The sequence below is a fragment of the Nitrosomonas ureae genome (assembly GCF_900108305.1).
GTDB classification, from domain to species: Bacteria; Pseudomonadota; Gammaproteobacteria; order Burkholderiales; family Nitrosomonadaceae; genus Nitrosomonas; species Nitrosomonas ureae_B.
Genome location: NZ_FNUX01000017.1, coordinates 14,264 through 28,230 on the forward strand (window position 1 = coordinate 14,264; position 13,967 = coordinate 28,230).

Here is a 13,967-nt window from a genome sequence, read left to right on the forward strand (position 1 = left end):
GGATGTCACCTAAAGAAATAGCAGCGGATTTATATTACCTGACCAATGCCCGTTTTTGCTTGATTTCCTGCCGCTTTGGTTCAACACGGGTTTGTAACTTCGCTAAACTGACCTGTTTAACCTGCTGAGATACTTTTTCAACAACCGATCCGACCTGACGTTTGACGGCATCAATCCCCAGCACGCTTTTATTGGCCAGATCATTAAAATCATTTAATCTCTTTGATACCTGCTCATTAGGTGCAAAAACCGGAAATACCGCAACACCATTCACCAATGCCGCTGCTTCCAATGCTTTTTCCTTGCCGGGGTTTTTGCCAAGAGTTGACTCCAGGTGATGATCATCATCTCCGGCAATAATGATGGGCTTTTGCGGATACTTTTCATGCAAATCCTGCGCGACTTTGGATAAATTGCCCGAATCAAATGCGGCGATGACAGGATAACCCAGCGCCTGGGATAGCGTGTCTGCGGTGGCATACCCTTCAGCAATCACGATGACAGGTGCTGTATTGATGGCTGCTTCCAGTCCCTGACCGTTATTTCCCACGATATGAAAGTTATTCTCCTTTCTGCTACCCGCTGCAAAAAGCTTTGCACCACTCGCCTGTATCGTTTGCACACTCCAGATTTGTCCATGAATATCTTGTGCGGCCAGCAACAAATCACCGGCGGTAAATACCAAATTGTCAGGATGTTCTTCGCGCAGCGCTTTGACTTCCTGCCAGTTCTGACCAATTCTGATGATTGAATCATTGGGCAAATCATCCGCATTCTGTGGCACGATTCTCAGATCTCCTGGTCTTGCGTGCTTATCCAGTAAGTAAGGATGATCTGAACCGGCAGCAGGGGCTATCGCCAACAATTCTTGAAGGGCATCAGCAACCTTGATGTGCAGCGCCAGTTGTTCGGCTCTTCTGTTTTGTTGCTTGATAGTGGCCTGTAGCACAAGCTCTGCTTTCTGCTCATCCGTTAACGAATACCCCTTGGCTTTCCAGCGAGTCTCTATACCGGTTCGATTATTCTTGAAATATCCGGCAGGATGCCCATCCAGATGCGCTACATAAAAACCTGATTTCTCACCGGACTTGTCACCGATAACTTTAATTCTGTGTTTGCTACCATCCATCACCGGATGATTGCCATCAACCCGACAACCTTGAGCGCGCAGCAAGTCAGCAAATTCTATGTGCGGATCGATAGCCGGTTCCTGCTGTCCGGAAACATTCTCCGGCAACCAACGTTGTAATGTCTGAATATCTGCTTTTGGTCCTACATACCAGGATCTAACCTTTTTGTCCCAACGAGCCCCCGCAGCCTTTGCCAAATCCTTATCACGATAAGGAACAAATAAATATTGACGAGCATTGCCCTCGTTTTGTTGGCTCGCTCGCCTAGTGGTTTGTTGGTTCTGATGAATTTGGGCATTTTGCTCGACCTTGGTTTCTGACACCGCTTCTTCCGCACTCAGCGTGTCACTTCGGATGCGATTTTCATGGATTTGGGCAAGCTTAGCGGCCTTTTCATGTTCATTCTTTTCTGCAGCGGCATCGATGAGTGCAAGCAGATCCGTCAATTCCTGCGCTTCTTGTTTGGATTCACAGTCTTTCACCCATTGGAAAGTCTGGTCATCGCGCTGCATATACACGCCCCAGAATTGCGGTTCACAATTCAGCATTTGAGCAGATACTATAGACTCAATTTCATTTTCCTCGGTTTGAATCACATTACCCTGAATCTGCAATTGTCCATTCCAGTCAGCCGGAATTCCAAAGTCCAGTTTTTCTTCAGATACTTCTTCAAACTCCAGATTATCAATGCCGCCGCCCCTCAAAAACTTAAGCGCATCGGCTACCAGAATGATGGCATCCTGATCCTGGATCGGCATAGTCTGTGTCAGATCCTGAAATAGTTTGATATTACGGGACGCGATGGTGGCCAGATCAGGGGAGAGATCCTGTAAATAGGTAGCGTTGTTTTGCTTGATTTGATCCATCCTGATTGCCTCCTGCGCATCAATTTTCTGTCCAATTTCCTGTTGGTGTGAGAATGCCAGTACATAATCCTGGATTTTTTCAGCATCAGCAGCGGCACGAAAAATTTCGGTGGGGTCTTCCTGCAGCGCTTTGATCCATGAACTCACATAAGCCACATGCTGTCCTGGATCATGACCAATACCCAATTCACCGCTCAATAACATGCTGGCAATCTCGGCGCGCAATTCTTCTTTGGCATAGCCTTCGCTACCGAATGGATGCGATAGGTCACGGTTTAAACGCAATTCATGGCCTGTCCAGTGGCCCAGTTCATGCAGGGCTGTTGCGTAGTACCGATCCGGGGTCGGAAACTGGTGCTTGTGGGGCAAGTGGATACTGTCTGTTGATGGCCGGTAAAATGCATTGTCTGCGTCACCATGACGAATCACGGCATTGGATGACTGTAAGATATGTTCTGCGCGCTCCAATGGGTCCCAGTCGGGGGATTTAATGTCAAGTTCTGGCAGATTATCCACTTGTTCAGCATTAAATACGGCGGCATAAAACACTCTGGGACGCTCAAGCCTGACCTGCTCTTTAATGGGCTGACCATTGCTATTTAAAACAGGATTCCCGTTATCATCTTCTTTGATGCGCTCCTCGGTAAATTTCCAGTATTGCACGAGCGTGCTTTTTTCACCTTTACGCACCTGCGCGCCAAGACTTACCGCTTGCTTGTACGTTAACCAACGCGGATCGGTATGCGCACGGCTCATCAGGTTCAGGCTGTTAATTCCCCGATAGCGTTTTCCGGTTGTTGGATTGACAGGTAATGCAGCAAGCAGATCACCAGGTTTCCAAGGCTTTTGCCAGGGGGCTACACTTTTTTTAAGTTGCTCAATCAGATTCTCGGCGACTTGTTCATGAAAAGCCTTCTTAGCCTCTTTCATCTTCAACCTCCGCTATATGATCAATCGTGCTATCTAGCGCATCTTGTTCACTCAAGGCGTCTTCCGTGAATGCGCCTAGCATTTGCGCTTCAACAGGATCAAATTCAGCCTGGAAGCCCGGTATCTCAGCATCGAGTAGCTTGTCCGTTATGACTTCTTGTATGTCAGGATTGTTGGTTTCAACATCAATCGGTGGTCTATGCATGGCTTTGACTCCTTTTAATTTTTAATTAATGACTCCAGGTAAAAATCGGACGAACAACCTGTTGAATCTGATCACGCGCAATCAGTCCGAAATAGCGCGCATCAAAGGATTGGGGGTTCACGTCTGACAAAAGCAGGTATTCAGCATCACCCAGCACAGCTTCCATCCGGTATTGCGGCAATTGTTGACCCTCAGCATCGGTCTTTAACTGGGCGCTGTTGGGTAAATATTCACCATTCACAAAGATGCCAGCCTGATCAATGGAAACACTGTCTCCGGATAGTGCAAACACACGTTTCAACAACAAACCATAGCCACCAGGGCAATTGCCTTGATTGATGTAGGATCTATCCATTGCCATATCAAAAACCTCATTTTTCGGTGGGCAGAAAGCAACATAAGCGCCGTTTGCAATTGGTTCATCAACGACTTTGTAGAAACCTACAGGCAAACTTGGCGTGGTATTGATATAAATCCCGCTGATTTTTGCACCAATACTCAGCACAAAAAGGCTAACGCTCACTGCTAGAACAAATACAGCTAGGATTTTGATTGGTTTTTTCATGAAATTGATTCTCATGCGTTCGAGGTATCTCACAGTGCGGTTAATTTGTCGCTTAAGCTCGGGGGATTTACTTGTGCCCGTGCAGTAAAGGTTTCATCCTGAAAGTACAAAGGCTGCGTGCCATAGATCGCGGGAAAACCGGCTACATAAATAATCATGTCGCCTGGCTTGGTGATCTTGCCTTCAGCATCTTTCATGGGGCCGGGCAGTCGCATACACTCATCCGGTGTTAATAACGCACGCTGCGTCTCCTGCAGGGTACGGGTGACATGTCCATGCATCATCGATGACCGGCGGCCACTGGTGGTGATCTGCTCCTTGATGACTGTTGTCTGTCCGGTCAGTTTGGATAGATGCTCCGCCGTTTCAAGCCGGTTAGGTGCAAATGCGGTCTGGATGTGACAATTGGAAGTGATCGCTTCATCATGCCCGTAGCCGGTCTCACGGCTTTTAAGCTGATTCAAGTCCTGACAGATCAGATAGGCTTTGATGCCATAGCCTGCGATAAATGCGAGTGATTCCTGAAAGATTTCAAGTTTTCCAAGACTTGGGAATTCGTCCAGCATCAATAACAGCTTGTGTTTGTAATGCGCAGTTGGTTGACCACCTTTAAACGTTATTCTATCCGCCAGCTTTCTGATGATCATATTGATCAGAATGCGGATTAAAGGACGCAACCGCGACTTGTCATTGGGGTGAGACACGATATACAAACTGACCGGACTGTCATGGTGCATGAGGTCACGGATTGTAAAGTCCGATGTGCTGATATTGCTCGTGACTATCGGATCGCGATACAAGGACAAATACGATTTGGCTGTCGACAACACGGAACCGGCTTCTTCTTCCGGGCGATCCAGCATATCGCGCGCACTGGCTGCAATCACTGGATGACTCTTGCCATCCAGATAATCCTGCATGGCCATTTCCATCCAAAGCTCCCTGATATCGCGATCTGGATCAGATAGCATTGAATCGACAGTCGATAAGTTGGCCGGAGTTCCTTCTCGCTCCGATTTATACAATACATGCAAAATCACACCCACAAGAAGTGCCTGGCTGGTCTTCTGCCAGTGGGTTTGTAATCCCTTGCCATCCGGATCCACGATTAAGGTGGTCAAGTTTTGAACATCGGCGACTTCCATGCCGCTGCCAATCTGGATTTCATCCAGCGGATTCCAATGCGCGCTCTTCAAAGATGCCGGGTCAAAGCGCAACACCTTGTTTTTAGCATGATGCTTTCTCCAACCGGCAGTCAATGCCCATAACTCACCTTTGAGATCAGTAATGACCGCGCTCTGAGTCCAAGAAAGCAAAGTGGGTATCACTAGACTCACACCCTTGCCAGAACGAGTTGGGGCGTAACACAGCACATGTTCCGGGCCGCTGTGTTTCAGATAGTGGGTTTTGCCGGAATTATCCCGCCAGCCGCCGACATAAACGGCGTCGCTCTTGTTACTTTTACTATTCTTGCCTGTTGACAGCAACCCTGCAGCGACAATGTCCTGCTTATTCGCCCATCTGGCCGAGCCATGTAACCCCTGATTAGTTCTGGATGAATTAGCCAGCACCATTTTAATGACCAGCACCAATATCAAACCGATGCTTGAAAATAAAATGCCGAAACCTGCCGCCAGATCGATGATGCCTGAATACTGGGAATACCATTTATTTGCCCATAGCAGAATTGACCAGGGCTCATAAATGTGAAAAAGGTGCGTGCCTAATTGCGGTTGATAATTGAATTTGTAAGCAAAATACTGGGTAGCTACCTGTAATCCTCCGATCAGACACGCAACGGATAATAGTCGAACGATGAACCTATCCTTCTTAACATTCCTATTGTTTTGAGATAACAGACTGTTCTTATTCATCAAAGACTCCTTCTGGATGTTGAAGTGGATCGTTGCCGACCTACCGATTGCGCGCTATTTACTCTGTGCTGTTTCATTAACTGCTGGCGGTATTGTTCAAGCCGCTTGTCATCAAAAGTGATGCGCATTTGGTTTTGTACCGCAACCTGTGCTATCTGAAGACGAAACGATTCAGTTCCATTGATTGCCAGGTGGCTACCGTACTTCTTCAAGGCCACTTGTAAAATATCCGCCAAGGCTTCGCGCGATGTATCTGGCAGGACGATGAGCCGTTTACCGTCATCGCGTATGGTGGTTGATCCTGCTTTATAAGTGACTGTGCCGATTTTGGTGATCGATTCAACAAAATTATTCTTGAAGTGACCATCGGTGCTGAAACCATCATTGTTTTGCTTGGCCGTTATCTGGTTACCCTTAAATTGACCGGATCTTCTGGATCGCAAAACAGCCAATGCTTCAGCATTACCATTTTTGGCCTCAAATGCTAACCAATCCAGCCACCCCATTCTGGAATGACGGGTTTTAGAGTGCTGGTAGGCTTTTTGGTAATCGCCTCTAATGACTCCGATCGTTGTTTTGAACTGCCGATATGCGGTTGCATATAGCGCTTTTTTAGCTAATCTCCCAGCTTTGATGCTTTTAATGAGATTGCGCTTGAGTTTTGCTTCCTGTTTGGCGCGTTTTATTAATCGATCTCTATTTTGGCGCAACATAACCCATTGGTTTGTGCGCTGTCTGGCTGAATCGCTCTGTTCTTGCTGGTATCGCGCATAAAGCTTTGAAGTATCTATTCGGTTTTGCAGCGGTCTTGGCTGGTATTGTTTTGTGTCCGAACGCGAAGGTTGATCAGAATGCTCACTAGGTATAAATGCACCCAGTCTTTGAGTTAAATTCCCTTTGGAGAGAGAGCGATCAACCGAACTGGCTTTAACGGCCACATTATTATTGGCAACCAGTACAAACCCGTTGCCATGCTCTTTAATTACAAGGCCATGTCTTGCCAGAACCTGATGTAAATCCTGCCAGTTGTCCGCGTGCTTGATTTCAGTGAGTGCCTCTCGCTTGATCCAGCCAAGCAAACTTTCCACACCGGTTCTGGTTTCAATTTCCTGCGCCACTCTTGACGCTTTATCGCTCACTGTTTCATGGTTAACTTTTGTTAAACCATATTCCTGTTCGATCTGCTCACAAAGATTCGCTACTTTGATGTAATCATAATAGGGATTGTGAATTGTTAAGTTTCTAGGATGTATCTTGTTGATCGCGATATGTATGTGCAGGTTATTGGTGTCATCGTGAACTACGCTGAATCGTTGATGGCCAGTAAAACCCAGCACATCACAAAATCGCTCTTCAATTGCATTCAGATCGGCAAAGGATAAACGCTCTCCTTCAGGGAAACTCAGCACCAAATGGCAGGTTTTATCTGATTTGGCGCGAGTGTTCATTTCCTGTGTGTTTTGTATTTCTATCAGCGCTGCTGTCTGATCATCTGAATAACAGTTTGATACCAAGATTTGACTGACACGCTCACTCTTGTCTTGAGGATCGGTCAGATACTGTATCAGCGCAGAATAGTTGCTTTTACGCACTGTTTTGATGGGTATGATTTTAGCGATCATCGCAATAATTAACCGTTAAGTATTTGTCTTTTTGTTTCTGAGTTCCAGGATCGCATCCAGCATAGCGTTTTGCGTTGTGCGTATGGCAACCAGAGTCGCTTCAATTTCTGCCTTGCTGGTTATTTTTAGCCGGACATCATTGGTCAACCACATCTTTAACAACCCCCCTACCCTGCCCAAATCGCCGTTAATTCTTAATAATTTCTCTACTTGCTGATTATCGATGGCGCTCGGCACAAAGTATCCTAGACTCACCTGACGCATGTATTTGGCCACTGACAAACCCGTATCACGGGCTTTTGTTCTGATTTCCTGCTCTTCATCCAACGTTACAGGCACTCGAAAATGTAATAGCCGCTTTTGAACCATGACGCACCTCAAAAATTATTCTGGCGTTGATAGCCTCGCAGAGCAAGATTCGTTGAGCACAGTCATGTGCGAATAAGATCCGTGTGATGTGAGTTAACTTTTTTAAAAGTTAGCTAACTTCACATATCTTGCCCGGTAGAGTTTGTTTACACGAATAATATTATCATTAAACAAATACATTGCAAATGTATAATATATGGATATAATAATATTTAAATAGTACTAAAGAGTGTCTGTAGCTTGTCTTTATATGCATCAAATACAAACAGTTGTAAGTCAAATTAGACTAAACAGGAAGTAAATGAATACCTAAAAGATACTGTAATTAATTTGATAATTTTTACGCCAAATAACAGTCAGGAATTTGTCATGAGCCCATCGTTATCCGAACGAATCTCTATGAGAGAGCAGAAGAATCCAGGTCGCAGGAATTTATATGAACCTGCTTTCCTGGCCCTGAAAACAGAAATCAGCCAGGCACTTCATGACGGATGGTCAATGCGACAAATATGGTCGACGCTAAAAGATGAGAAAAAAATAGGTTGTTCCTATCTCTGGTTCAGGAATCTTGTCAAAAGGCACATTTTTGCTAAACCGGATGATTTATCTGCAAGGAAGAAGCACGGGCAGCCGGTAGCCGGCATTTCTCGGGAACCGGATAACCATGGCTTTAACTATCGTTCGTCAATTGATAAAGAGGAGTTAATCTGATGGCTAAAATACATATGATTTTGCAAGGCAAAGGCGGTGTCGGTAAATCTTTCATCGCATCAACGCTGGCTCAGCACAAGCTGGCCAAAGGTAAAAAACTGATTTGTGTTGATACAGATCCCGTGAATGCGACATTCCACGGATTCAAAAAGCTAAACGTGCGAAAGATTAATGTGATGTCCGGCGATGAAATTGATCCGAGAAAATTTGACGACTTGATTGAACTCATCGCCAAATCGGAAAGTGACGTCATTATTGACAACGGTGCCAGTACCTTTGTGCCCATGTCGCACTATCTCATCAGCAACCAGATCCCTGCCCTGCTTCCAGACATGGGCCATGAACTGGTTATTCATACAGTCATTACAGGCAGCCAGGCGCTACTCGACACCCTTACAGGATTTGCGAATTTAATCGAATCCTTTCCAATTGATACGCTGTTTGTTGTTTGGTTGAACCCTTATTGGGGAGAAATAGAAATGGATGGAAAAAGATTCGAGGAAATGAAAACTTATCTGGATAACAAAAGCCGCGTTTCAGCCATTATCAGAATCCCTAATTATAAAGCGGACACTTTCGGCAAGGATTTAAGTGAAATATTACAATCCAAATTAACCTTCAGTGAAGCTCTGGAGAGCAAATCCCTGCCCATCATGGTGCGTCAGCGGCTAAATATTATCAGGAAACAGCTTTTCACCAACATTGAGAATGTAGCCGCTGTTCTAGCATGACAACGACTGATCTGGATCATTTCAATAAGATCATTGAGAGAGTCGCTGCCAAACACGGCATTGCCCTCACGGATGATGATCCGATATTAATGATTCACACACTCAATGAAATCTTGCTTGAGGAAAATATTAAAGCGCACCAGGTGCTTTTAAATAATTTTCGCTCGACCTTGGAAGAAAATATCAATCAATGGTCACAAGCTACGGAAAATAAAGCCAATTCGCTGCTACAGGCAAGCTCTCGCAACACCAATCTGTTAACCGAACAAATAATTAATTCCTGTTTTGAGTCAATCGATCAAAAAATAGAATCGGGTTTTAACGAGAAAATAAAAGAGATAGCAACGATAGTCAGAAATACCAGGCAAGCAGCCATCATCAATTTATTGGCCACAGGCCTGTTCTTCATTGCTGTCCTGGTTATGGTACTTGTTTTCTAGGACTTATCTTATCCGGGAAAATATTTCAGAGGTTTTGATATGAGTAACACACAGAAAATTAATAGTACAATTACGCATGCGTCTGTAAATAAATGTACGATCTCTCATACACGATATAAGCTAGTGAAAAAACCTCCAGAAAAGTACATCAAAAGCCTTCAGCTTGATCTGTTCTCGCAGTTTGTCACCAATGACAAAAGTGAGGTTTCAAATACCGTTGAAATATGGGAAAGTATTCCGAAATATTTTTTCACACCTAAACAAGTTGAAAAATTACGCACAAAGACAGGGCATGCTGACCCATATAAAATGGAATTCTCATATGATGGCATTTCCTGCAGCGTTAAGATTCAACCTGCTCTAATTGAACAAAAAGACGGAGGCTACAAAGCCTTCTTTCCGAGTGTTACTGAAGAACTCGTCGAGGAAGCTTTAAAGAAATATCTTACAATTCAAAATTATGGCATTCATGATGTCAATAAAGCTGAAACCTGGGTTCGTTTTTCTTTAAGCATGATACATCGGGAGCTTAAATCAAGAGGACGCACCCGAAGTCGGAATGAGATAAAACACGCTATCGAAGTCATGAATAAATGTAACATTTCCTTGTTCAAGGATAAAAAAGAAGTTTGGAGTGGAGCTATACTACAAGATTTGGTAACCGTTGGCCGTGAGGAATATCTAGCTGATACCGACGCTCACCATATTGGCAGATTACCTCTGTTTATCAGCCATGCAATAAATCGCCTTGAATACAGACAATTTAACTATGATCGTCTGATGAGCTGCGATGAACAACTCTCTCGCTTTATTTATAAGAAATTAATCAATCGTTACCGGCACGCCAATCTTATCAATAATTATCATTTCATGTTTTCAGATTTGAAAAATAGCGGATTATTGCAGCAGAGCAGAGAAATTGATAACAGAAGAAAAGTGCTTTCAGCATTAGACGAATTAAAAGAAAAAAATATCATAGCGAGCTATGAAACAGACGAACGTAAAGAAAGCCGTGCAATAACTGATGTGAAATATACAATTTTTCCTTCTAATCAATTTATAAGCGAACAAAAAGCCGCCAATAAACGTGTCAATGACACAGAAAAACAAGTCATTGATACAAAGGCATAATATCTGGATAAACTCATGTAAACTAGTAGGTATAACTCACATATCTGATAAAAAGTAGAAGGTGTGACTCACATTAGAATTCTAAAAAGTCACAAATAAATGTATTAATAGAACATAAAAAAAACAAATTATTGATGCAAACCCAACATCTATCAATAAACCCGCATAACGTAGCAGGTATAACTCACACATCAGCAAGAATGTAGAAGGTTTATCTCACACATCAACAACACAAAAAACCAAATCAAGAACTTAAACTCAAATCTTGTGGATAAAACCATATAAAGTAGTAGGTATAACCCACACAAAGTAGCAGGCGCAACTCACACTTCAATTAATAAGTAGTAGGTATAACTCACATTTAGTAGAAGGTATAACTCACCTTTAAAACTTTTCAATTTTTTGTAGCTAATTTTTAGCTTAATTTTATTGAATTTTTATAAAAGGATAGAAGGTATAACTCACACATCATTAAAAAGGTAGAAGGTTTAGTACACGCAACGTAGAAGGTATAACTCACAGATAAGCCAAAATGTAGAAGGTACACCTCACAGATAACTACAAGTAGTAGTTATAACTCACAGTTTGAATATATAAATGTTCGATATCTTTATGATTATATTAAGAAAATAAATATCCAAAAAAACCCTATTCTTTTCTTCTTTTAATCTTTTTTATATTAGTCTTTAATTAATCATACCTGTGGACATGTGGATAACATTTTAAACGATTTAATTAAACCACCAAAGTACAGAGCCTTACAAAGATAAAGAATAATGAAGAATAATCAATTCAGAATACACCTAGTTTGCCTTAGATCGCATCACAAGCGCGCCGAATAAATAAATGAACCCATTCCGTACCTTTGATCGATATAACACAACTGAGCTCGTTTAATACACTTTATTAAACAACTGAATGATAATCTACTAATCAAGATCGTTTCACTCACAAAAATATTGGGGCTGTCTGCCCCAAACCCCGAGGATATTTAAAAAACAGTGATGTACATGTATAAATGAACAATTATATTCAATGACTTGTAATATATTTACTTTTCAACGCAAACACTGCGAGGTAAAAGGGGTTTTAGTGATTTCAAAACGCCCCCTTGCAGCAAAAGGCAATCTCTACCTAGATATATCAAATCTATAGTGCAGACTATGGATAGCAGCCAAATTTCATTATTCCCTTTTTCCTTTCAGAATATCCATAAAATCATATATGGCGATGGCCGTAATATCATGCGGTAATGGAAATCTATCCTTTCCAGCATAAATGACAAACTTTTTTTGCGGCTTAATATCTTCGCAAGCCTCATGAAATCCACGTCCTAAGCTAAGAGATGTGCCTTTTTTAATTTCTATTGCCCATCTTTCATTAACACCAAATTCCAGGACAAGATCAATCTCAGCCCCGCCTGCCGTTCGATAGTAATATGACCTTACGCGAGGAGGTAAAACAGATGCTATATTTTCTATAACAAACCCTTCCCAGCTTTTTCCGACGACCGGATGACCTAGTAGATCATTATAAGAACCGATATTCAACAGTGCATGAGTGATGCCACTATCACGCACATAGATTCTAGGCGATTTGACAAGGCGCTTTTTAATATTGGCCGTATAAGGATGTATTTTACGAATTAGAAGTAGATCAACCAGAAGATCAATATAACGAGCCACTGTTACGCTTGAAACTTCGATATTGGATGCAAGCTTTGAGGCATTAATATTTGTTCCCTGGCTATGCGCCAGCATCGTCCAGAATCTTTCTAATGTTTCTGCAGGAATTCTTGGTCCCAACTGCGGAATATCCCGTTCAAGGTAGGTTCTGATAAAATCGTAGCGCCAGTTCAAGCTGGTTTCGTCATTACTGGTCAACAGACTGTCAGGAAAACCACCCTTCAACCAGAGATCATTTACTGCTTCGGAATGTTGAGCACTTTTTGTATATTCCAGGACATTAACCGGAAACATTTCGATATAAGAAATACGCCCGGCCAAAGTTTCGCTGGATTGTTTCAGCAGATCAATTGAGGCTGATCCTAAAAACAGAAACTGCCCTACCCTGTTTCCTTTTCTTCGTTGTTGATCAATTAATCCACGGATCGGCGCAAAAATATCCGGTAATCGTTGTACTTCGTCTAGAATAATCAGCTTATCGCTGTTTTCTTTGTGAAAGGCTTCAATGTCCTGTGCTTTCTGAAGATCAATTCGGTTTTCAAGATCAAGATAAACAGATGGAATAGTATCCGCAATATTAATAGCAAGCGTCGTTTTTCCTACTTGACGTGGCCCCATAAGAGCCACAGACGAATTGGTTGCCAGAGCAGAACGAATTTTATCTTCAAGATGCCTTTTTATCATCTGCGCATATATAACATTAAATATTAAAATTGCATAGTTATTGCTCTGAAGTATGTAGTGATTAGTGGATGTTTATGTTGTTTCAAACAGTATGTCACTGATATTGTTATAAATCCCCCTCCCCTCTTTTCCCATTTATACACGGATACTCCTTCCGATTTCGTCATATGAAGCCGGATATTTATTCGGTTCACATGTTTTTCTAAATTAGGTTATAGTAATTATGCAGTACAGGCAGGGATGCCGATGACTGCAAACGGTGATATACCAGCTCCGCCACTTGAAAAAATGGCGGAGTTGTCACATATATTGTCTCTATAACTAGTAATAGCTAGGTCAGGAATCCCCCATTCGATTTTACATATTAATTTCTTGCATTTAAAAATATTAAGATAGCTATCTTGATATCTTATCTATTATAGATAGCTGGATAGCTAACTATGTTAAGTTATTTTTTAACAAAAATGAGATGGGTAGTGTTTCAGTTGAAAGTAACGTGACGGTTTTCAGCCGCCAATAGTGCCCTGCGTCTTAACCATCTAATAAATTTTCAGGAACCTAAAATAATCATCCTTTGTATACTAGGCTGGTGAGCCGACTCTAATAAGGAGACAGACGATGCGTGTGATGGTGTTAGTGAAGGCTACCGAAGACAGCGAAAAGGGCTTTGTCCCGACGGCCGAGACGAGGGAGATGATGGAGGCCATGGGCAGATTTAATGACGAGCTGGTTACGGCAGGCATTATGAAGGACGGAAACTGTGACGGCCTTACGCCATCTTCGCAGGGCAAGCGTATTGCGTTCGATGGACCCAACCGTACAGTTATTGACGGGCCTTTCCCCCACCCGCGCGAGCTGGTCACCGGTTTCTGGCTCTGGGAAGTCAAGGATATGGACGAGGCGGTCGCCTGGGTGAAGCGCTGCCCCAATCCCATGCCGGGACCGAGCGAGATCGAAATCCGCCCGCTATACGAGATGTCTGATTTAGAATGAATCCGCACATCGGGAATTGAATCTTGCCTCA

At 42.9% G+C, this 13,967-nt stretch carries 12 protein-coding genes; 5 read left to right on the forward strand and 7 right to left on the reverse strand.

All coding sequences use genetic code 11. The annotated features are described in order from the left end of the window. Positions 1–34 precede the first annotated feature (34 nt). Genes C4S39_RS09945 through C4S39_RS09970 form a run of 6 tightly spaced genes read right to left on the reverse strand, consistent with a single transcriptional unit; the run spans position 35 to position 7,561 of the window. Positions 35–2,926 (reverse strand): zincin-like metallopeptidase domain-containing protein, encoded by a 2,892-nt coding sequence (locus tag C4S39_RS09945; RefSeq protein ID WP_103966867.1) that lies wholly within the window; start codon positions 2,924–2,926, stop codon positions 35–37. Next, a complete protein-coding gene (locus C4S39_RS09950) occupies positions 2,913–3,131 on the reverse strand; it encodes a conjugal transfer protein TraD (protein WP_103966868.1) in 219 nt (72 codons plus the stop codon). The genes C4S39_RS09945 and C4S39_RS09950 overlap by 14 nt, the downstream gene beginning before the upstream one ends. Positions 3,132–3,156: 25 nt before the next feature. After that, the gene (traF, locus tag C4S39_RS09955; protein ID WP_103966869.1) at positions 3,157–3,696 is read right to left on the reverse strand and encodes a conjugative transfer signal peptidase TraF; all 540 of its coding nucleotides are present in this window, start codon (positions 3,694–3,696) and stop codon (positions 3,157–3,159) included. 29 nt (positions 3,697–3,725) lie between these two features. Then, positions 3,726–5,570, reverse strand: a complete 1,845-nt coding sequence (locus tag C4S39_RS09960; protein ID WP_103966870.1) for a type IV secretory system conjugative DNA transfer family protein — start codon at positions 5,568–5,570, stop codon at positions 3,726–3,728. Then, complete coding sequence (traI, locus tag C4S39_RS09965) at positions 5,570–7,192, reverse strand: TraI/MobA(P) family conjugative relaxase (protein ID WP_103966871.1); 1,623 nt, start codon at positions 7,190–7,192, stop codon at positions 5,570–5,572. The genes C4S39_RS09960 and traI overlap by 1 nt, the downstream gene beginning before the upstream one ends. A gap of 15 nt (positions 7,193–7,207) precedes the next feature. After that, the gene (locus tag C4S39_RS09970) at positions 7,208–7,561 is read right to left on the reverse strand and encodes a plasmid mobilization protein (protein ID WP_103966872.1); all 354 of its coding nucleotides are present in this window, start codon (positions 7,559–7,561) and stop codon (positions 7,208–7,210) included. A gap of 369 nt (positions 7,562–7,930) precedes the next feature. On the opposite strand from C4S39_RS09970, the gene C4S39_RS09975 reads away from it, so the two are divergent. The 4 genes from C4S39_RS09975 (at position 7,931) to C4S39_RS09990 (ending at position 10,574) form a co-directional block, all read left to right on the forward strand. Continuing rightward, positions 7,931–8,272 (forward strand): TraK family protein, encoded by a 342-nt coding sequence (locus tag C4S39_RS09975; RefSeq protein WP_103966873.1) that lies wholly within the window; start codon positions 7,931–7,933, stop codon positions 8,270–8,272. Next, positions 8,272–9,003, forward strand: a complete 732-nt coding sequence (locus C4S39_RS09980) for a nucleotide-binding protein (protein WP_103966874.1) — start codon at positions 8,272–8,274, stop codon at positions 9,001–9,003. The genes C4S39_RS09975 and C4S39_RS09980 overlap by 1 nt, the downstream gene beginning before the upstream one ends. Further along, complete coding sequence (locus C4S39_RS09985) at positions 9,000–9,443, forward strand: conjugal transfer protein TraM (RefSeq protein ID WP_103966875.1); 444 nt, start codon at positions 9,000–9,002, stop codon at positions 9,441–9,443. Before C4S39_RS09980 ends, C4S39_RS09985 begins: the two co-directional genes overlap by 4 nt. Positions 9,444–9,566: 123 nt before the next feature. Then, positions 9,567–10,574: a hypothetical protein gene (locus C4S39_RS09990; RefSeq protein ID WP_258039394.1), complete on the forward strand. Its 1,008-nt coding sequence runs from the start codon at positions 9,567–9,569 to the stop codon at positions 10,572–10,574. A gap of 1,184 nt (positions 10,575–11,758) precedes the next feature. On the opposite strand, the gene C4S39_RS09995 is transcribed toward C4S39_RS09990, so the two are convergent. Next, positions 11,759–12,943, reverse strand: a complete 1,185-nt coding sequence (locus C4S39_RS09995) for an ATP-binding protein (protein WP_103966877.1) — start codon at positions 12,941–12,943, stop codon at positions 11,759–11,761. Positions 12,944–13,561: 618 nt separating this feature from the next. Between C4S39_RS09995 and C4S39_RS10000 the strand changes: the two genes are divergently transcribed. Further along, the gene (locus tag C4S39_RS10000; RefSeq protein ID WP_103966878.1) at positions 13,562–13,936 is read left to right on the forward strand and encodes a YciI family protein; all 375 of its coding nucleotides are present in this window, start codon (positions 13,562–13,564) and stop codon (positions 13,934–13,936) included. Positions 13,937–13,967: the final 31 nt, after the last annotated feature.

Bases quoted from the DNA above. Each gene is read 5' to 3' on its own strand.
- C4S39_RS10000 (WP_103966878.1), top strand. From the start codon at position 13,562: ATGCGTGTGATGGTGTTAGTGAAGGCTACCGAAGACAGCGAAAAGGGC.
- C4S39_RS09950 (WP_103966868.1), bottom strand. From the start codon at position 3,131: ATGCATAGACCACCGATTGATGTTGAAACCAACAATCCTGACATACAA.
- C4S39_RS09960 (WP_103966870.1), bottom strand. From the start codon at position 5,570: ATGAATAAGAACAGTCTGTTATCTCAAAACAATAGGAATGTTAAGAAG.
- traF (WP_103966869.1), bottom strand. From the start codon at position 3,696: ATGAAAAAACCAATCAAAATCCTAGCTGTATTTGTTCTAGCAGTGAGC.
- traI (WP_103966871.1), bottom strand. From the start codon at position 7,192: ATGATCGCTAAAATCATACCCATCAAAACAGTGCGTAAAAGCAACTAT.
- C4S39_RS09995 (WP_103966877.1), bottom strand. From the start codon at position 12,943: ATGATAAAAAGGCATCTTGAAGATAAAATTCGTTCTGCTCTGGCAACC.
- C4S39_RS09985 (WP_103966875.1), top strand. From the start codon at position 9,000: ATGACAACGACTGATCTGGATCATTTCAATAAGATCATTGAGAGAGTC.
- C4S39_RS09970 (WP_103966872.1), bottom strand. From the start codon at position 7,561: ATGGTTCAAAAGCGGCTATTACATTTTCGAGTGCCTGTAACGTTGGAT.
- C4S39_RS09945 (WP_103966867.1), bottom strand. From the start codon at position 2,926: ATGAAAGAGGCTAAGAAGGCTTTTCATGAACAAGTCGCCGAGAATCTG.
- C4S39_RS09975 (WP_103966873.1), top strand. From the start codon at position 7,931: ATGAGCCCATCGTTATCCGAACGAATCTCTATGAGAGAGCAGAAGAAT.
- C4S39_RS09980 (WP_103966874.1), top strand. From the start codon at position 8,272: ATGGCTAAAATACATATGATTTTGCAAGGCAAAGGCGGTGTCGGTAAA.